The 16,060-nt window shown below is 68.7% G+C and carries 17 protein-coding genes and 1 pseudogene; 8 read left to right on the top strand and 10 right to left on the bottom strand.

Going from position 1 to position 16,060, the window contains the following annotated elements; genetic code table 11:
- Positions 1-49: 49 nt before the first annotated feature.
- Positions 50-1,081, bottom strand: coding sequence for a DUF2865 domain-containing protein (locus M2437_RS18865; protein WP_253388354.1), 1,032 nt, complete (start codon positions 1,079-1,081; stop codon positions 50-52).
- A gap of 699 nt (positions 1,082-1,780) precedes the next feature.
- On the opposite strand from M2437_RS18865, the gene M2437_RS18860 reads away from it, so the two are divergent.
- Complete coding sequence (locus M2437_RS18860; RefSeq protein ID WP_003599466.1) at positions 1,781-1,957, top strand: DUF1328 domain-containing protein; 177 nt, start codon at positions 1,781-1,783, stop codon at positions 1,955-1,957.
- A gap of 78 nt (positions 1,958-2,035) precedes the next feature.
- On the opposite strand, the gene M2437_RS18855 is transcribed toward M2437_RS18860, so the two are convergent.
- Positions 2,036-2,257: a NepR family anti-sigma factor gene (locus M2437_RS18855; RefSeq protein WP_015951333.1), complete on the bottom strand. Its 222-nt coding sequence runs from the start codon at positions 2,255-2,257 to the stop codon at positions 2,036-2,038.
- A gap of 179 nt (positions 2,258-2,436) precedes the next feature.
- Here M2437_RS18855 and M2437_RS18850 point away from each other — a divergent pair, with 179 nt between their 5' ends.
- The gene (locus M2437_RS18850; RefSeq protein ID WP_003599470.1) at positions 2,437-3,240 is read left to right on the top strand and encodes a response regulator; all 804 of its coding nucleotides are present in this window, start codon (positions 2,437-2,439) and stop codon (positions 3,238-3,240) included.
- 460 nt (positions 3,241-3,700) lie between these two features.
- On the top strand, positions 3,701-4,063 hold the full coding sequence (locus tag M2437_RS18845; RefSeq protein ID WP_003599472.1) for a hypothetical protein: 363 nt from the start codon (positions 3,701-3,703) through the stop codon (positions 4,061-4,063).
- Between the two features lie 98 nt (positions 4,064-4,161).
- On the opposite strand, the gene M2437_RS18840 is transcribed toward M2437_RS18845, so the two are convergent.
- Positions 4,162-4,701, bottom strand: a complete 540-nt coding sequence (locus M2437_RS18840) for a CxxCxxCC domain-containing protein (protein ID WP_056118432.1) — start codon at positions 4,699-4,701, stop codon at positions 4,162-4,164.
- A 122-nt stretch (positions 4,702-4,823) separates the two neighbouring features.
- On the opposite strand from M2437_RS18840, the gene M2437_RS18835 reads away from it, so the two are divergent.
- The 3 genes from M2437_RS18835 to M2437_RS18825 all read left to right on the top strand — a co-directional run bounded on the left by M2437_RS18835 (position 4,824) and on the right by M2437_RS18825 (position 7,729).
- Positions 4,824-6,215, top strand: a complete 1,392-nt coding sequence (locus tag M2437_RS18835; RefSeq protein WP_082289680.1) for an aminotransferase — start codon at positions 4,824-4,826, stop codon at positions 6,213-6,215.
- A 346-nt stretch (positions 6,216-6,561) separates the two neighbouring features.
- Entirely contained in the window at positions 6,562-6,777 is a 216-nt protein-coding gene (locus M2437_RS18830; protein ID WP_003599477.1) for a hypothetical protein, read from the top strand.
- Positions 6,778-6,814: 37 nt separating this feature from the next.
- Positions 6,815-7,729 (top strand): metallophosphoesterase, encoded by a 915-nt coding sequence (locus M2437_RS18825; protein WP_253388353.1) that lies wholly within the window; start codon positions 6,815-6,817, stop codon positions 7,727-7,729.
- A 13-nt stretch (positions 7,730-7,742) separates the two neighbouring features.
- On the opposite strand, the gene M2437_RS18820 is transcribed toward M2437_RS18825, so the two are convergent.
- From M2437_RS18820 to M2437_RS18795, 6 genes and pseudogenes are all read right to left on the bottom strand, one after another.
- Positions 7,743-7,961, bottom strand: coding sequence for a hypothetical protein (locus M2437_RS18820; protein WP_003599481.1), 219 nt, complete (start codon positions 7,959-7,961; stop codon positions 7,743-7,745).
- Positions 7,962-8,017: 56 nt separating this feature from the next.
- Positions 8,018-8,455: a GNAT family N-acetyltransferase gene (locus M2437_RS18815; protein ID WP_253388352.1), complete on the bottom strand. Its 438-nt coding sequence runs from the start codon at positions 8,453-8,455 to the stop codon at positions 8,018-8,020.
- A complete protein-coding gene (locus tag M2437_RS18810) occupies positions 8,452-9,378 on the bottom strand; it encodes a DNA-3-methyladenine glycosylase family protein (RefSeq protein ID WP_253388351.1) in 927 nt (308 codons plus the stop codon). The genes M2437_RS18815 and M2437_RS18810 overlap by 4 nt, the downstream gene beginning before the upstream one ends.
- Positions 9,379-9,427: 49 nt before the next feature.
- Complete coding sequence (locus tag M2437_RS18805; RefSeq protein ID WP_003599487.1) at positions 9,428-9,715, bottom strand: hypothetical protein; 288 nt, start codon at positions 9,713-9,715, stop codon at positions 9,428-9,430.
- Between the two features lie 161 nt (positions 9,716-9,876).
- A pseudogene (rnd, locus tag M2437_RS18800) lies at positions 9,877-11,032 on the bottom strand (ribonuclease D).
- Between the two features lie 95 nt (positions 11,033-11,127).
- Positions 11,128-11,511 carry a hypothetical protein gene (locus M2437_RS18795; RefSeq protein ID WP_253388350.1) on the bottom strand — a complete coding sequence of 128 codons (384 nt, stop codon included), beginning with the start codon at positions 11,509-11,511 and terminating at the stop codon, positions 11,128-11,130.
- A 169-nt stretch (positions 11,512-11,680) separates the two neighbouring features.
- Between M2437_RS18795 and M2437_RS18790 the strand changes: the two genes are divergently transcribed.
- Positions 11,681-12,937 (top strand): D-alanyl-D-alanine carboxypeptidase family protein, encoded by a 1,257-nt coding sequence (locus M2437_RS18790; protein WP_012254250.1) that lies wholly within the window; start codon positions 11,681-11,683, stop codon positions 12,935-12,937.
- 39 nt (positions 12,938-12,976) lie between these two features.
- Here M2437_RS18790 and M2437_RS18785 read toward each other — a convergent pair whose 3' ends face one another.
- Positions 12,977-14,875 carry an AsmA family protein gene (locus M2437_RS18785; RefSeq protein WP_253388349.1) on the bottom strand — a complete coding sequence of 633 codons (1,899 nt, stop codon included), beginning with the start codon at positions 14,873-14,875 and terminating at the stop codon, positions 12,977-12,979.
- 385 nt (positions 14,876-15,260) lie between these two features.
- Here M2437_RS18785 and M2437_RS18780 point away from each other — a divergent pair, with 385 nt between their 5' ends.
- Positions 15,261-15,998 (top strand): CoA transferase subunit A, encoded by a 738-nt coding sequence (locus M2437_RS18780; protein ID WP_012254252.1) that lies wholly within the window; start codon positions 15,261-15,263, stop codon positions 15,996-15,998.
- The last annotated feature ends 62 nt before the right edge of the window (positions 15,999-16,060 follow it).

The raw sequence follows: 16,060 nt of genomic DNA, 5'->3' as shown, positions 1-16,060 counted from the left end.
GCCCGCCTACGACAGCCCGGCACTTTCGCCAACTCGTCGAGCCCAGCGATCAATGCCCGAACGGTGACGGTGACACCACGCGGACCGCCATGAACCCTTCGCCACGCGAAACGACCGGCGCGAAACCAGCGGAAGCCCCGTCCGCCGAAAGCGTTGGGATTTGCGCTTCGGCGACCCGTAGGCGCCGCGAGCCGTTCCCCTTCGCGTCTAAGGCCTCACGGAACGCCGCTTTCGCCGCATCGCGGCGCAGAGCGCCGACGCGATCCTCGATGGCGTTGCGATACTGCCGGCTCAAGGTGGCGACGCGGTAATCGACGAGTGCCGGCCCTACGCGGGAGAGGCCCGCGACGAGATCCGCTCCCTCCTCCGACGCGACGACGTCGCCGGGGCGCAGCGTTCGGTCCTCGGCCAACGGCATCAACAGCGCCGCGGCGCCCGGCGGCTGACAGGAGCAGTTCTCGACGCGGGTGCGGCGATAGAGGTTGGCCGTGGCGACACGCAGATAGGGTCGGCCATTGAGGGCGACGGACCGCTCGAGTTCGGCCCGCCCTGGCGCCAGGGTGAGCACTTCTGTCGGGGCATTCGGACAGGCTGCGGCGCAGGCCGCCGCATGAACGGGGAGGTCGGCCCGCGCCTGAAGGCGGCCGAGGGGGAAGACGTAGCCGTCGCAACGGCGCATGCAGACGGTCCGCGTCCCCGCCGCGAAGGAGGCCAGAGAGGCTGCCCTCGTTCGGGTGCGAATGGGCGTCGAACGCGCATCCAGGCGCGGCGTCCGCTGCACGAAGCGATGTCCGGCGATGCGCCGTGGATCGTGGAGCGACGCGTAGCGCCTGGGTGCCTTCGGCGCCGGCTTTGCGATCGTCGCCGGCGCGGGGCTCGCCGCTCCGAAGATCGTCTCGAACAGCCCGTCGAGCAGACCGCGCTCCGACGCACGCACCACCGTCGTCGCGCTGATCGTCCCAAAGCCGATCAGCAGGCCTACCAGCGCGGTGGCGATGAGACTGCGGCGCGGCCGCACTCGTGCTGTGCCGGCACTGCTCTTGTCCACCCATGCGCCGGGCGCACGCTTGCCGAACCCCATCGTTGCCGCCCCCGTCGATCTGGCGCGTTCGCCACGAAGACGAGACCGGCCGGGCGTTTCGCCCGAGATCCAGCTAGTCGGCCGTTTGCGGGGAGGACAATGTCGGCAAACCACGCAGGAACGGCCGCGTTGGCCACCTGAAAATCCTCCGGACCGCAAAGCCTTGCGGCGCCACCCTCTTTCGATCCGTATGGCGAACGACGCCGCCCATCGGCCGGCACCGCCTCTGTGGACAGCCTAATGGTATGAAAAAAGCGCCGCCCGGCGGGACGGCGCTTGGATCGACAGCATTCGGGTCGATGAAAACCAGCCGTTCAGCGGCGGTGAACAGACTTCACGCGAACGGGAATGGGTTGGAGAACCGGCTGCGGTGAGAGCGCCGAAACGAGCCGTGCAGCGGCCTCCAGAACGGCTTTCGCTTGAGCGATACCGGGGACGAGGGTCTTTTTCTGTGCGGGCACGCTGGGGGCCTCCTTCACATCATCAAGTCTGATTGTCGTCTGATCGACTAGGGGTGAGATGGTGACGAACTGCCGAATTTGCCAGTCGGTTCCAGGGGCGTAGCACGGTCGCAGGCACCCGGTAAAAAAGTGTTCACAGCCTTGGAAACGCAAAAGGAACCTGCGGCGAAAACTTGGCGTTATTGCTTCCAAGAGGCCGCGGCACGGGCCGCGCCAGTTCTTTGGAAGGAAGTTCGACATGCTCGGTTGGGCTGTTACGTTCCTGGTGGTTGCCCTCGTCGCGGCCCTGCTGGGCTTCGGCGGCATCGCCGGTACGGCCATGGAGGCCGCAAAGCTCGTCTTCTTCGTTGCGATCGTCCTGTTCGCGATCTCGGCCGTGATCGGCCTGATGCGCGGTCGTTCGCCGACCTTGTAGCCGTCCGCGACTACGACAAACGAGCCGCACCCGGCAGCGGGAGCGGCTCGCACCACTGACGAAAACAAAGATGACCGATCAGGCGCTCGCCGGATCGTCCGGATTGGCGGGTTCGTCCTCAAGCCGTGCGATGAGATCGCGAAAGCGATCCGGAATCGGCTGCTGCACGACGGAATCGTAGAGGGTGCGCAGATGGCTTCCGATGCGCCTCTGCGTCTGGTCATTCAAACCATTGTCGCCACGCCCTCGAGTGGGCCGGTCCCCGGAAGGGAACGCGCCGGCCGGCTCGTTCTCATTCATGCGTTCAAGATCCCCTTGGCGCCACATCTGCCGCGATTGTCTTGCAGCTTGACATGAGTCATGGCTGCAGCAGCAACGCCGACATGCGGTTAGGGTTCCGCATGGGCCAGGAACGGACGTCGAGCCCCCGCGTTAGGGGCGCAGCGACAAACGAAGAGCGAAGAGGCTCAGGGGAACTCATGTCCACAGCACAACTGGTCGTGCAGCACCTTCCGTATCTGCGCCGTTATGCGCGCGCGCTCACGGGCAGTCAGGTGGCGGGCGATGCCTACGTCGCGGCCACCCTCGAGACGCTGGTCAACGAGCCCGAGACCCTCGGCCGCAGCACGAACGTCAAGGCCGACCTCTTCCGCGTCTTCACGCGGATCTGGAATTCGCTGTCCGTGAACGGCCACAGCGATCAGGTGCAGCACGATCTGCCGGCCGAAGTTCGGCTCGGCCAGATCACGCCGCTTCCCCGGCAGGCGTTCCTGCTCTCGTGCCTCGAAGGCTTTTCGGAGGAGGATGCGGGCGTGATCCTCGATGTAGACGTGTCCAAGGTGCGCGATCTCGTGGACGAGGCGGGCCGCGAACTCGCCGCCGACATGGCCACCGAGATCCTCATCATCGAGGACGAGCCGCTGATCGCCATGGATCTCGAAGCCCTGGTCGAAGGCCTCGGCCACAACGTCATCGGCGTGGCGCGCACCCGCACCGAGGCGGTCAAGATCGCCTCCGAGAGCAAGCGCCCCGGCCTGATCCTCGCCGACATTCAGCTCGCCGACGGCTCGTCGGGCCTGGATGCGGTCAATGACCTGCTGAAGACCTTCGAGGTGCCGGTGATCTTCATCACGGCCTATCCCGAGCGCTTCCTCACAGGCGAGCGCCCCGAGCCGGCCTTCCTCATCGCCAAGCCGTTCCAGCCCGCCAACGTGTCGGCCGTCATCAGCCAGGCTTTGTTCTTCCAGCAGAGCGCGCGCCGTCGCGAGGCGCACAACGCCTGAGTTCAAACTTCAGAACAGCAACCGAGGGCGCCGGCCGAGAGGCTGGCGCCTTTTTTCATGCGCGATGAGCGCCGTGGGGAGCTTCACCCGCGGGCAGCTGGCTCGATGCAAATGCGCAAGAAAAAACGGGCCGGACCATTGTCCGACCCGTGAAAAGGTTCCGGCCGATGCACAAGGGGAATGCGGGGAGGACCAGAGTGGCCGGGTGATTCTCTAACGAATGACCATCGGCCCGGTTCCGAATTTGGCTCCGGACCCCGCAGATTTTTCATCCACAGGTGCTTTTTTACCACGACCTTCCGGCGCTCGCCCTCTCCACCCAGCCGCTGCATTGCGGGAGCGGACGCGCCGATGAAGATGAAAATACTGATGTGGTCCGAAGCGGGACAGTGAAGGAACCGAAGATCTGAAAGCAGCGTTGTGATGACAACCTGTCAAGCTCCCATCGGAGATCGCAAAGATGCTTCGGACCGGCTTCGCCCTCGGTGTGAGTGTTCCCGCTGCGATCATGACCCTGCTGCTTCTGCCGGTGGTCCGGCAGGAAGCCGATGCGATGGGAGCCCCGACGGCTCCGCGCGTCGCCTACGAGGCGCCGGCCACGCCGCTTCCGGGCATGCGTCCCTACTCTACCGCTCTGACCCCGATCCATGTGGCGACGGCGCCCCGCCCGTCCACGCGTTCGGAGTCGATGCCGACCCGCTCCGCTCAGGAAGAGTTGCCGGCCAAGCCCCGTCGCCTGACGCGGGAGGGCTGCGAGGCCCCGCTCAGCTCGCTCGTCGGGCCGGAGGCGCGCCGCATGGTGCCCGGCCGCTGCATGACCTGACACGTCCGCGCCGAACGGACATGCCGGACCGGTCCAGGCCACGACGGCATCGAGATTCCGGGCGGCTGTAAAATCGCGTGCTTGAGCGACGGCCTGCTTCAAGCCAGCTGCGAGACTTTCTCCACGTCGGCGGTCATCCCCGCCGGCGTCATGCGTTCGCGGCCAACCAACCGGTCGCCGGGCCCGAAGGTGCCGAGGGCTACATCTCGATCCGGCAGGACGACTGTCGTCACCTTGTTGACGTGGACGAGCACGTAGCGCTTCAGCGGCAGCGAGGCTGCAGCCCAGCGCCGCAATTGGTCGTGATACGGCGCGCGCTTCCACGCTCCCGCTTGACCGGGATCGACCTGCACGTTGAGGAAGCGAGTCACGGGGTCGAGACTGAGCACCATCTTGGCCCGGTCCGGACGCCATTCCGGGCCGATCCAGGTTTCCGTCATCCAGAGGCAGTGGAAGGCCCGGCAATGGTCGGGCCGCTCGGCATGGATGCCGCAGCCTCCGCCGGAGCGGACATGCCGGCACCACCGCCCTGCCGGGCTCTCGACGGCGGGCACGTCGTAGACCTTGCAGCACAGGGTGCAGGGGCCGCAGGCGCGGCCCGGGGCGGGCACGGCGACGATGGTGGCCGGATCGAGCATCGCGAGCGGGTCGGTTGTGTCAATCGATGAGGCGAACGGCGCCTTCCTGAGGGAGATTGCGGCCGTTAGTGTGGCGAGGTTGCCGGCGCGCCCCGTCGGCGAAGACTTCCGGCTGCCGCATCATGCTGTCGAACATCGCCGCCCGCGACGTCGAGACCCTGATCCACCCCTATACCAATCTTTCCACCTTCCGGGAGACGGGCCCGCTGGTGCTGGAGCGCGGCCACGGCGTCTGGGTCTACGACACGGACGGACGCCCGTATCTTGAGGGCATGGCCGGGCTATGGTGCACGGCCCTGGGCTACGGCAACGAGGAATTGGTCGAGGCCGCCGCCGAGCAGATGGGCCGGCTGCCCTTCGCCCACCTGTTCTCGGGCCGCAGCCACGATCCGGCGATCGAGCTGGCCGAGACGCTCAAGGAGCTGATGCCGGTCCCGACCTCGAAGATCTTCTTCACGTCTTCGGGCTCCGAGGCCAACGACGCGCAGGTCAAGCTTCTCTGGTACATGAACAACGCGCTGGGACGCCCGCGCAAGAAGAAGATCATCGCCCGCAGGAAGGGCTATCACGGCGTCACCGTGGCGACCGCTTCGCTCACCGGCCTTCCCGCCAACCATGCCGACTGGGACCTGCCGATCGACGGCTTCCTCCACACCGCCTGCCCGCACCATTACCGCGGCGCCGAGGCGGGCGAAACCGAAGAAGCCTATTCGCAGCGTCTCGCGGCGGAACTCGAAGCGCAGATCCTGGCCGAGGATCCGGACACCGTGGCCGCCTTCTTCGCAGAGCCGGTGATGGGGGCGGGCGGGGCCATCGTGCCGCCGGCCGGCTATTTCGCGGCGATCCAGGCGGTGCTCGACCGCTACGACATACGCCTCGTCGCCGACGAGGTCATCTGCGGCTTCGGCCGGCTCGGCACGTGGTTCGGCAGCGAGGCGCTCGGCATGCGCCCGAACACCCTCTCCTTCGCCAAGGCGCTGACCTCCGGCTACCTCCCGCTCGGCGGCATCAGCATCGACGAGCCGCTCTACCGGGCGATGCTCGACGAGAGCGTCAAGCTCGGCGGCTTCGGCCACGGCACCACCTATTCCGGGCATCCCGTCGCCTGCGCCGTGGCCAACCGCGCGCTGCACATCTACCGGCGCGACCGTATCGTCGAGCGTGCCGGAGAGCGTGCGCCGCATTTCCAGGCGGCGCTGGCTCGGCTGGCCGACCATCCGCTGGTCGGCGAGGCGCGGGGCATGGGGCTGATCGGCGGCATCGAGATCGTGGCCGACAAGCCCTCGAAGCGTCAATTTGAGCCGAAGGCGGCGGTGGCGGCGCGCTGCGTCGCCTTCGCGCAGGACGAGGGGCTGATCGTGCGCTTCCTGGCCGGCGACCGCATCGCCGTCTGCCCGCCGCTGGTGATCGAGCCCGACGAAATCGACACCTTGTTCGAACGCCTGACCCGCGCCCTGGATCGGACCGCAGCCTGGATCGCGCAGGAGGGCTTGGAACCGATGCCGGCCCCATGAACCGCATATCATGAGCGGCGTATCGGGACGGCGGTCCAAGTCACCGGCTCTTCCGGTGTAAATCCACGGAGGGCGTTGCAAGATGAGCCTCGTTGCAATGCACTATCGCGTTGCCGAAAAGCGACCATAGGCCGTGCCCGATTTGTCGCCGTGCGCGAAATTCAGGCTGAGCCGAAGTCTTAAGCTGCCGTTCATGTAGTTGGGTCGATCAAAGGGAGGACGGCATCTTCGCAATCTCGCCACGAGCGCGGTGTTGAAGGGTCGTCCTCGCCATGTTCGCGAGGCCAACGATCGAGCCGACGCGGTCGCCAACCGGCCGTCCCGATGCGCAAACAGGACAGGATCCATGTACGCCCCCAGCCGAACCCCGACCTTCGCGGCCGAGCCGGGCATCGCCCGCCCGGTAACCGTGGCCGGGGATCGCGAGAATTTCCGTCCCGTCGCTTTGCCGGCGCTTGCCGCCGCGGTTCATGTCAGCAGCGCTGCCATGAAAGCGGCCCGCGCCAAGGCTGAGGCCCGGAACGCCGTACGCGTCGTTCACGAGGACGAGCCCGTCGATTGAGGCTTGACGCTGCCGTCACGCCATCGGCTCTGGCGGCATGCTCATTCTCCCGACCCGCAGGCAGGTTCTCGGCGGATTCGGCGCCTCGGCGCTGACGCTCGGCTCCGGGGGCGCCTACGCCTTCATCGTCGAACCGCGGCTCCGGCTCGCGCTGACCCGCTACGGCCTGACGCCGCCGGGCTGGGCCCCCGGACACCGATTGCGCATCGCGGTGCTCGCCGACATCCATGTCTGCGAGCCCTACATGCCGCTCGACCGGGTGGCGGAAATCGTGGCGGCGACGAACGCGCTCGCCCCCGACCTGATCCTCCTGCTCGGCGATTACCCCGCCGGCCGAAAGGTGACGTGGCACCGAGTGCCGTTGTCCGATTTTGCGCGGTTGGCCGAGGGTCTACGCGCACCGCTCGGCACCTACGCCGTCCTCGGCAACCACGATTGGTGGGACGATCCCGAGGCGATGCGTGCGGGCAAGGGCCCCGTCGAGATCCGGAGGCTGCTCGAAGCACGCGGCATCCCGGTGCTGGAGAACGACGCGATTCGTCTGACACATGACGGCCGGCCGTTCTGGGTCGCCGGGCTCGCGGATCAGGAGCCGTTCCGCCCGCTCGGCAGCCGTCAGAGCCTCGCCGACCTTCCCGCCACGCTGGCACAGGTGACGGATGCGGCGCCGGTGATCCTGATGGCGCACGAGCCCGACATCTTCGTGAAAGTGCCCTCGCGCGTCTCCCTCACGCTCTCGGGCCACACCCATGGCGGCCAGATCCGCGTGTTAGGCTACTCGCCGGTGCTGCCCTCCCGCTACGGCCAGCGCTTCGCCTACGGCCATGTGGTCGAGGACGGGCGCCACCTCATCATCTCCGGCGGCCTCGGCGTCAGCCAGGTCGGCATCCGCGTCGGGGTGCCGCCGGAAATCGTCCTGATCGAACTGGGTGGCGAACCACCCGCGGCCTGAGGGCTTGCGCGCCTCAGCCCTTCCGACGCGGCGCCGCGCCGACATGCAGGAAGCTGCGCTCCCCGGTCGCGGCTTCCGCGACGTGCTGGATGGTGTCGAGAAGCTGGGCGATCGGCCGAGGCCCGGCATGGGGCGCCAGCGCGTCCGGTGCGACTCGGCGGGCGACGGTGCGCCCGGCGACAAGCTGCGCCTCGCTGAGGACATCGAAAGTACGGCCGACTCGTCGGTTCATCGCTCTCTCCGCTGAGCCCAACCGTGACGCGATCATGGTAAACGCGGCGTTAACACCTAAAGGACGAGGCGGTAGCGGCAGAAGTGGTCGGCCGCGACAAAGCGCTCGTAGAGCCGCCGGGCCTGCGCGTTCCCGGCCCGCGTGTGCCAGTAGAGCCGCGACCAGCCCCGCGCCTTGCCCCGCTCGACGAGGTCGGCGATCAGCGCCTGGCCGATCCCGCCGCCGCGCGCCTCGGGCGCGACGAACAGATCCTCCAGGTAGCAGACCGGCGTCGTACTCCACGTCCCCTCGTGCAGGACGTTGACCGTCATGCCGACCAGCGACCCGTCCCGCTCCGCCAGCCGTGCGAAGACCGGCGAGGCCGGATCGAGCATGCGCGCCCAGGTCGCGGCGGTGACTGCCTCCGGCAGAGTCTCACCGTAGAAGGCGAGATAGCCGGCCCAGAGCCGGCGCCATCCGGCCTCGTCGGCGGCGGCGGGATCACGGATCGTCATGGCATCCTCCGCGCGGCATCCTCGGCCCAGAGATGGATCGCGGCATAGGCTCGCCAGGGCCGCCAAGCCGCCGCACGGTCGAGAAGTGCCAGCCGGCTCGGCCGCCCGTCGCCAACATCGAGGGCCCGCATCAGCCCGACATCCCCCGCCGGAAAGGCGTCGGCTTGGGCCAGAGCGCGCATGGCGACGTAATGCGCGGTCCAATCCCCGATGCCGGGCAGGGCCTTCAGCCGGGCAACTGTCGCGTCGAGTTCACCGCCGGGCGCGAACAGGTCCGGCGTCGCAAGCATCGCCGCGGCAAGCCCCTGGATCGCCCGGCCGCGGGCGCGGGGCATGTTGAGCACGAGCGAGATCTCGGCGTCCACCAACTGCTCCGGCGTCGGAAACAGGTGGGTGAGACCCGGCTCGTTCTCGCACGTCTCCGCGTCGAGGGGCGTGCCGAAACCCGCAACGAGGCGGCCGGCGAGACGCGTCGCGGCCGCGACCGAGACCTGCTGGCCGAGGATCGCCCGGACCGCCAGTTCGAACCCATCGAAGGCGCCCGGCATCCGCAGACCCGGCCTGCGCCCCACGAGGCCGGCGGTAAACGGATCGCGGCCGAGCCCGGTGGCGATCGCCCGCGGGTCGGCGTCGAGATCGAACATCGCCCGCACCCGCGCGAGGATGTTCTCGTGGTCGTCGTCCGAGCCGAGGCCGCGGATACGAACCGACAAAGTGCTCGCCTCAGTCGTGACGGCGAGGGTGCCGCGGTGCCCGTCGAGGGCGAAGGTGCGGGCATAGCGCCCGGGCGTCACGGCTTCGACGCCGGGGCTCGCATGGTCGGCGAAGAAGCGTTCGAGATGCAGCCAATCGTAGGGCTGGGGGCAGGCCAGCGTGAAGCGGGCCCCGTCCTCTCGGGTCGCAGGCGAAGGGGTGCACGTCATGGATCAGTGGGGAGCGTGGCAGGAAATCGGCCCCACTGTTGGGCCGGCGTCAGCCCGGCGCAACCGGCTCGGTGCTCTCGAACTCCGCGGTATCGCCGACGAGATCCGTGAGGGACACGGCCAGGCGCCGGGAATCCTTCAAGTGAAGCGTCGCATCCGGCGTGATCCAGAGCGGGTGCAGGGCCGCGTGCCGGCCGGTGAGGCTGCCATGGGCGACGACGATGCCGCTACGGCGCTCGATGACGACCTTGTAGCGGACCGCGACCGGCTCGATCCCCTGAGCGGACACGGCACCGCGTCCGCTCAGAACCTGGAGGACTTCGTTCGGCTCGAACATGGGGTGGGGTCAGCAGCCGGGAATGAGAGGCAAAACGATTTGCCACTTAATCCCGAACTACGGCACCCTCGTTCCAACGCCAAGATGCTGCGATGACAGTTCCCCGCTTCTCCCAGCCTGCATCGGGACATTGGGGCGCCGTCCGCCGCGACGGTGAACGGCTACGGCAGTTCGCGCACGGTGACCCGGCCGCGCTCGACCGAGAGCGCCATGCGCCCGTGCTTGAGCGCCAGGGCCTTGTCGCCGAACAGGGAGCGGCGCCAGCCCTGGAGCACGGCCACATCCGCGGCGTCGTCCTCGGCGAGCGCTTCGAGGTCATCGACGGTGGCGATGATCTTGGGCGCCACGCCTTCGGCTTCGGCCACCGCCTTGAGCAGCACCTTGAGAAGGTCGATGAGCGCGCCGTTGCCGCCACCGCGGGAGCGGCTGCGCTCGGGCACGGCGATCTGCGAGGGGTCGCGGGCAAAACCCCGCTCGACCGCGGCGAGGATTTCGGTGCCGGTGCGCGAGCGCTCGAAGCCGGCCGGGATGGTGCGCAGGCGCCCCAGGGCCTCGACGCTGCGGGGCCCAGCGGTGGCGATGTCGATCACCGCCTCGTCCTTGAGGATGCGCCCGCGGGGGACGTTGCGGCTCTGGGCCTCCGCCTCGCGCCACGCGGCCACTTCCATCAGCACGGCGATCTCGCGCGGCTTGCGCATCCGCCCCGAGAGCCGGCGCCACGCCTGGGCGGGCTCGGCCTGATAGGTCTCCGGCGAGGTAAGGACCGCCATCTCCTCGTCGAGCCAGAGGCCGCGGTCGGTGCTCAGCAGTTCGGCCGCGAGCACCTGATAGATCGTCACGAGATGGGTGACGTCCGACAGGGCGTAGGCGAGCTGCGCCTCGGACAGGGGGCGCCGCGACCAGTCGGTGAAGCGCGGAGGACTTGTCGATGCGCGCCTTGGCGACATCGTTGACCAGCTGCTCGTAGGAGACCGAGTCGCCGTAGCCGCAGACCATGGCCGCGACCTGCGTGTCGAAGAACGGCTGAGGCAGCAGCCCGCCGAGCAGCCAGATGATCTCCAGATCCTGCCGGGCCGAATGGAACACCTTCACGGTGCTCTCATCGGCCATCAGGTCGAAGAACGGCTTGAGATCGAGATCTTTCGCGAGCGGATCGACGAGGCAGGCGAATCCGTCGGGCCCGGCCATCTGAATCAGGCAGAGCTTCGGATAGTAGGTCGTCTCGCGCATGAACTCCGTATCGACGGTCACGAACGGCTGCGCGGCGAATTGGGTGCAGGCGTCGGACAGAGCCTGCGTTGCGGAGATCAGTTCCATAGAACCGGCTATACCGAAGGAAGCGCGTTACCGCGAGACGACGAGGGGCCTCTTGTCCCCACGCGATTGCGCTTCACGACGAAAACTTCGCTCCTTCACGCCGCCCGGCGGGGGATGCGCGCGCTCCGAGCCTTCCGCTGCGCCTCGGCGCGGGCGAGCAGCCAATCCAGGATACCGGTTTCGATCCGCGTGCCCGAGGCGGGCTCGGTGAGCCGTCGGATGCGGTCGGCGCGCAGGCCGCGATAGAGCCCATGCGCCCGGTCGGTGCCGCCGAGCAGGGTGCGGCCGGGCCCGAGCTTCAGCTCGCGCGCGTCGAGCGTGCGGGTCGTCCAGGCGCCGCGGGCGTCCTCGTAGACGACCTCGAAGCGGCCTTCGAGCGGCAGCGTGCGCCACGCGCCCTGCACCCCGTCGTCCGACGCCGGCGCGCGACGGGAGCGGGAGGAGGGCGCGTCACTGGGGTGAAAGCGTCGAAATTCCATGGACTTGATATGGGATTTCCTCTGGTTTTCCACAAGGATGTGCACGGCCATTCGGCGCGCTCATGACGCGTTACGGAATCGAACTTTGCCTTCGAAATCGAATTGTATCCGGGCTAAGGTCACGCTTGATCTGGGGCGGGCGGCGAACGGGATCGTGGGAGAGGCCAGGATGTGTGAGAGACGGTTCCGAGCGGCGCGCTGGGCGCTCGCGGGAATGCTGGCCGCAATCGTCAGTGCGTTCCTTCATCCGGCGCCCGCGCGCGCCCAGACGTTCCAGACGGCGGCCGCGCACGCGATCCTGATCGATGCCGATTCCGGCTCGGTGCTGTTCGAGAAGGCGGCCGACGAACCGTTCTCCCCGGCGAGCATGGCCAAGCTGATGACGGCGGAAATCGTGTTCCGCGCCATCAAGGAGGGGCGCCTCTCCATGGACACCGAATTCACGGTGACCGAGGACGCGTGGCGCCGCGGCGGGGCCGGGGGCGGCGGCTCGTCGATGTTCGCGCAGGTCAACAGCCGCATCAAGCTCTCCGACCTGCTGCGCGGGCTGATCGTGCAGTCGGGCAACGACGCGGCGATCACCATCGCCGAGAACATGGCGGGCACCGAGGACGCCTTCGCCGGGATGATGAACCAGCGTGCCAAGGAGATCGGGCTGACGCGCTCGACCTTCCGCAACGCGACCGGCTACTCGGCCCCCGACCAGAAGGTGACCGCCCGCGACATGGCGCGGATCGCCCAACACCTCATCGACACCTACCCCGAATTCTACAAGATCTATTCCGAGCGTGAATTCACCTGGAACAAGATCAAGCAGCAGAACCGCAACCCGCTCCTGACCCTCGATATCGGCGCCGACGGGTTGAAGACCGGCTACCTCGAAGAATCAGGCTACGCGCTCACCGGCTCGGCGGTGCAGAACGGCCAGCGGCTGATCATGGTGGTCTCGGGCCTCAAGACCGCGCGTGACCGGGCGGCGGAAGCCCGCAAGATGATGGAATGGGGGTTCCGCGCCTTCGAGCCGCGGCAGGTCTTCGCCGCGAACGAGACGGTTGCCGAAGTTTCGGTCTTCGGCGGCGAGAAGGGCTCCGTGCCGGTGGTGGCCAACAAGCCGGTGCGCCTGCTGCTGCCGCGCGGCACCTCGGATCGGGTGACCGCCAAGGTGGTCTACCAGGGGCCGCTCGTCGCGCCCGTGGCGCAGGGCCGCGAGGTTGGCCGCCTGCGCGTCACCCGCGGCGACAGCCTCGCCCTGGAGCAGCCGGTTTATGCCGGGGAGACGGTGGAGGCCGGCACCCTGTCGCAGCGGGCCCTCGACGCGGCGATGGAAGTCGGCACCGACCTCGTCCGCCGCGCCTTCGAGAAGGCTAAGGGCGGCAACGGCTCCGGCAGCACGTCCACGGCCGGCACGGCCAGCGGCAACTCCTGAGATCGTCTCCCTGACACCCGGACCTCAGCGGTCCGGACGTCAGGGCCCCGTCGCCGGCACGTAGGCGCGGATGCCGAGGGGCAGATCGGCGCCGGGCCGCTGGAAGGAATCGGGGGCGGCACGCTGGCGTGCCTCGTCCCCGGCGGGACGCGGCCCGGCGCTGGCCCGAACGCTCACGGCATCCCAGGGACCGGCGATCTCGAACAGCGTGGCGGGGGGTGACGCCCCGTCGGCGGAGGCGGTTGACCGCGACAGGATCTCGGCCCGCGCCTGGAAGCGGCGGTCGGCCAGGGCGACGCGCCCGTTCAGGGACGCGCCGAGGGTGCGGGAGGCGAGCCTTCCCTCGACGATCTCGCCGACGCCGTCGGCGAACAGCAGGGTCACGGCGGCATGCTCGAAGGGCGTCCGGCCGTTGCGCCGGGCCAACGCCCCCGGCGCCACCGCGCCGCCGCGATGAACCACGTCGGCGAGGTCGAGCCCGGACAGGGCACCGTCCGCGCTCTCCAGCGCGACCCGGCCCGATACGGAACGGGCCAGGGCATCGACATCGTGGCCGGCTCCCTCCAGCGCGAGACTGCCCCGCGTCGCCCCGAGCACCCAGCGGGACTGGCCGAGATCGTCGAGCAGGGCTCCGAGATCGAGCCCGTCGAAACTGCCCTGCGCCTTCACGCGGGTGGCGGCCGCCTCGCCCCCGTCGGCGGCGAAGGAAACCCGGCCTTTGACCATACCGCCGCGCACATTGGCACGGCCGAGCGACGCCTCGATGCCGTCCTCGCGCACGAGAACACTGGAGGCGAGGTCCGTCAGCTGCACCGGCCCGATCCGGGCATTGCCGGCGGAAATCCGCAGATCGAGGTCGCCCCCGGTGAAGGGACGCAGGTCGAGGGACCGGCTGTGCCTGGCCGCGTCGTCGGCGGCACGATCGAAGCCCGTCAGCCGCAGGAGGCTGGCAAGCAGCGGCGAGAGGTTGAGGTTTTCGGCCGCGAGCGTGGCTTGCACCGCGTTGCGCTTCGGGCCGAAGGTGGCCGAGCCTGCCCCCTCGAGCACGTTCCCGTCGCTTCGCACGGTGACGCTCGGAAACTGGATCTGACCGGCGGCCGCCTCGAAGCTGCCCTCCACGGCGAAATCCTCGACGAAGGGCGACAGGGCGAGCCCCCCGCCGGTCAGGGCCAGCGTCTTGTGCAGGGATCGGGTCTGGAGGCTGCCGGTGCCAGACGCCCTGAGGCCGTCGCGCAGGCTGCCGTTGCCTTGGGCGTTCAGGGAACCCGTCGGCCATGTCAGGGCGGCGGTGAACGGGCTCTCGCCCCCGGAGAAGAGCGCGTAGGGCCGCAGATCCGTCAGCGTGATCCGGGCGCTGCCGTCGCTCCAGCGAAATCCCCCGTTCACCGCGAGGCTCTCGCTCCAGGCCGGCCAGGAGATCGTGAGATCGACGTCGCGGGCCGTCTGCAGCGTCCCGTCCCGCGGGTCGCGACCCTTGAGCGCGCAGCGGGCGAGAATGATCCGCCGGGGCCGGTCACCGTCCGCGCCGGCGATGCTGTGGGTCAGGCGCTCGGCCGCCGCGGACCAGCGGGGATCCCCCGCTTCCTGCGGCAGCACCAGTTCCGACCCGTCGAGCGTCAGGGAATCGACCTCGACTCGGCCGGTGAGCAGCGCGGCGAGGCCGAGCTGAAGCGACAGGTTTCCGCCCGCGGCCAGCACCGGCCCGGCGGCATCGCCCTCGGTCAGGCGGATATCCTCGAACACGATCCGGGGGAGGGGGAGCAGCACGACCTCCGTGCGCCCCCGCGCCGCCAGCGCCACGCCCCAGCCCTGCTGCAAACCCCGGCTGACGAAGCGGGCGGTGCCGGGAGCCTCGATCGACCACGGCAGGCAGGCAGCCACCAACCCCGCAGCGACGAGTCCGAGTGCGAGGGCGGAAAGGGTGCGGCGCAGCGACATTGCACTCCGTGGGCGGGCGACGCGGATCGGTTCGGCCGAACCGCGTCGGCGTGGCGAGCCGTGCGATCCGACTCCTTAGCCGTTTCCCGTTCTCCTGTCCCGCGAACGGGGTCAGACCGGCCCGCAATGCAGTGGATGGGGCGGGCCGGGCTTCGATGAGGATCGGGCGCAGCCTCGCCCACCGGGCAAGCGGTTACGGCGCGGGGCTTTTGCATTGCGCGCAAATGCGTCGCCGGTTTGACGGGGGCCGCTTCGCGTTGCACACCCGATCGCCATCGATCGGGAGCGCGGCCGGCGCCGAATCTCGGACCGAATCTCGGACATTGTATCGTGGCCAACGAATCATGGCCCGCCCTGGCGGAAGACTAAGGAAGGGACGCTGTCGATGAAGAAGGTCTATCCGGATCCGAAGGCGGCGCTCGCCGGCCTCCTGCGCGACGGCATGACGATCATGGCCGGCGGCTTCGGCCTGTGCGGCATCCCGGACGAGCTGATCGACGCGATCCAGGCCTCGGGCGTGAAGGACCTCACCGTCATCTCCAACAATGCCGGCATCGACGGCGTCGGCTTGGGCAAGCTGCTCGACACCCGTCAGGTGAAGAAGATGATCTCGTCCTATGTCGGCGAGAACAAGGAATTCGCCCGCCAGTATCTCGGCGGCGAACTCGAGATCGAGTTCAACCCGCAGGGCACGCTGGCCGAGCGCATCCGCGCAGGCGGCGCGGGCATCCCAGCCTTCTTCACCAAGACCGGCGTCGGCACCAAGGTCGCCGAGGGCAAGGAAGTGCGCGAGTTCGACGGCGAGAGCTACGTGATGGAGCGCGGGCTGTTCGCGGATCTGGCCATCGTCCACGCCTGGAAGGGCGATACCGAGGGCAACCTCGTCTACCGGAAGACGGCGCGCAACTTCAATCCGATGATGGCCACCGCTGCAGAGGTGACGGTCGCGCAGGTCGAACACCTCGTCGAGCCGGGTGAGATCGACCCCGACCACATCCACACGCCGGGCATCTTCATCGGCCGCATCCTCCACGTGCCCGTGCGCGAGAAGCGCATCGAGCAGCGCACCGTGCGCAAGCGCAAGGAGCCGGAAGCGGCGGCGGCCGGCGGCGGCCAGATCTGATTCGACCATCGGCCGAGAGGCCACGAGCGCGACGGCGCGTCGCCGCCCCTTTTTGGCGGACG

This window comes from Methylorubrum pseudosasae (assembly GCF_029504475.1).
Taxonomy (GTDB): Bacteria; Pseudomonadota; Alphaproteobacteria; order Rhizobiales; family Beijerinckiaceae; genus Methylobacterium; species Methylobacterium extorquens.
Note: the sequence above shows the minus strand (reverse complement) of the source record. Positions and strands in the feature narration are given on the sequence as shown.

Excerpts from the sequence above, each read along its gene's own strand:
- M2437_RS18835 (WP_082289680.1), top strand. The coding sequence starts at position 4,824 with ATGCTGTCGAACATCGCCGCCCGCGACGTCGAGACCCTGATCCACCCC.
- M2437_RS18820 (WP_003599481.1), bottom strand. The coding sequence starts at position 7,961 with ATGAACCGACGAGTCGGCCGTACTTTCGATGTCCTCAGCGAGGCGCAG.
- M2437_RS18790 (WP_012254250.1), top strand. The coding sequence starts at position 11,681 with ATGTGTGAGAGACGGTTCCGAGCGGCGCGCTGGGCGCTCGCGGGAATG.
- M2437_RS18855 (WP_015951333.1), bottom strand. The coding sequence starts at position 2,257 with ATGAATGAGAACGAGCCGGCCGGCGCGTTCCCTTCCGGGGACCGGCCC.
- M2437_RS18785 (WP_253388349.1), bottom strand. The coding sequence starts at position 14,875 with ATGTCGCTGCGCCGCACCCTTTCCGCCCTCGCACTCGGACTCGTCGCT.
- M2437_RS18830 (WP_003599477.1), top strand. The coding sequence starts at position 6,562 with ATGTACGCCCCCAGCCGAACCCCGACCTTCGCGGCCGAGCCGGGCATC.
- M2437_RS18780 (WP_012254252.1), top strand. The coding sequence starts at position 15,261 with ATGAAGAAGGTCTATCCGGATCCGAAGGCGGCGCTCGCCGGCCTCCTG.
- M2437_RS18825 (WP_253388353.1), top strand. The coding sequence starts at position 6,815 with ATGCTCATTCTCCCGACCCGCAGGCAGGTTCTCGGCGGATTCGGCGCC.
- M2437_RS18840 (WP_056118432.1), bottom strand. The coding sequence starts at position 4,701 with ATGCTCGATCCGGCCACCATCGTCGCCGTGCCCGCCCCGGGCCGCGCC.
- M2437_RS18865 (WP_253388354.1), bottom strand. The coding sequence starts at position 1,081 with ATGGGGTTCGGCAAGCGTGCGCCCGGCGCATGGGTGGACAAGAGCAGT.
- M2437_RS18860 (WP_003599466.1), top strand. The coding sequence starts at position 1,781 with ATGCTCGGTTGGGCTGTTACGTTCCTGGTGGTTGCCCTCGTCGCGGCC.
- M2437_RS18795 (WP_253388350.1), bottom strand. The coding sequence starts at position 11,511 with ATGGAATTTCGACGCTTTCACCCCAGTGACGCGCCCTCCTCCCGCTCC.
- M2437_RS18815 (WP_253388352.1), bottom strand. The coding sequence starts at position 8,455 with ATGACGATCCGTGATCCCGCCGCCGCCGACGAGGCCGGATGGCGCCGG.
- M2437_RS18845 (WP_003599472.1), top strand. The coding sequence starts at position 3,701 with ATGCTTCGGACCGGCTTCGCCCTCGGTGTGAGTGTTCCCGCTGCGATC.
- M2437_RS18850 (WP_003599470.1), top strand. The coding sequence starts at position 2,437 with ATGTCCACAGCACAACTGGTCGTGCAGCACCTTCCGTATCTGCGCCGT.
- M2437_RS18810 (WP_253388351.1), bottom strand. The coding sequence starts at position 9,378 with ATGACGTGCACCCCTTCGCCTGCGACCCGAGAGGACGGGGCCCGCTTC.
- M2437_RS18805 (WP_003599487.1), bottom strand. The coding sequence starts at position 9,715 with ATGTTCGAGCCGAACGAAGTCCTCCAGGTTCTGAGCGGACGCGGTGCC.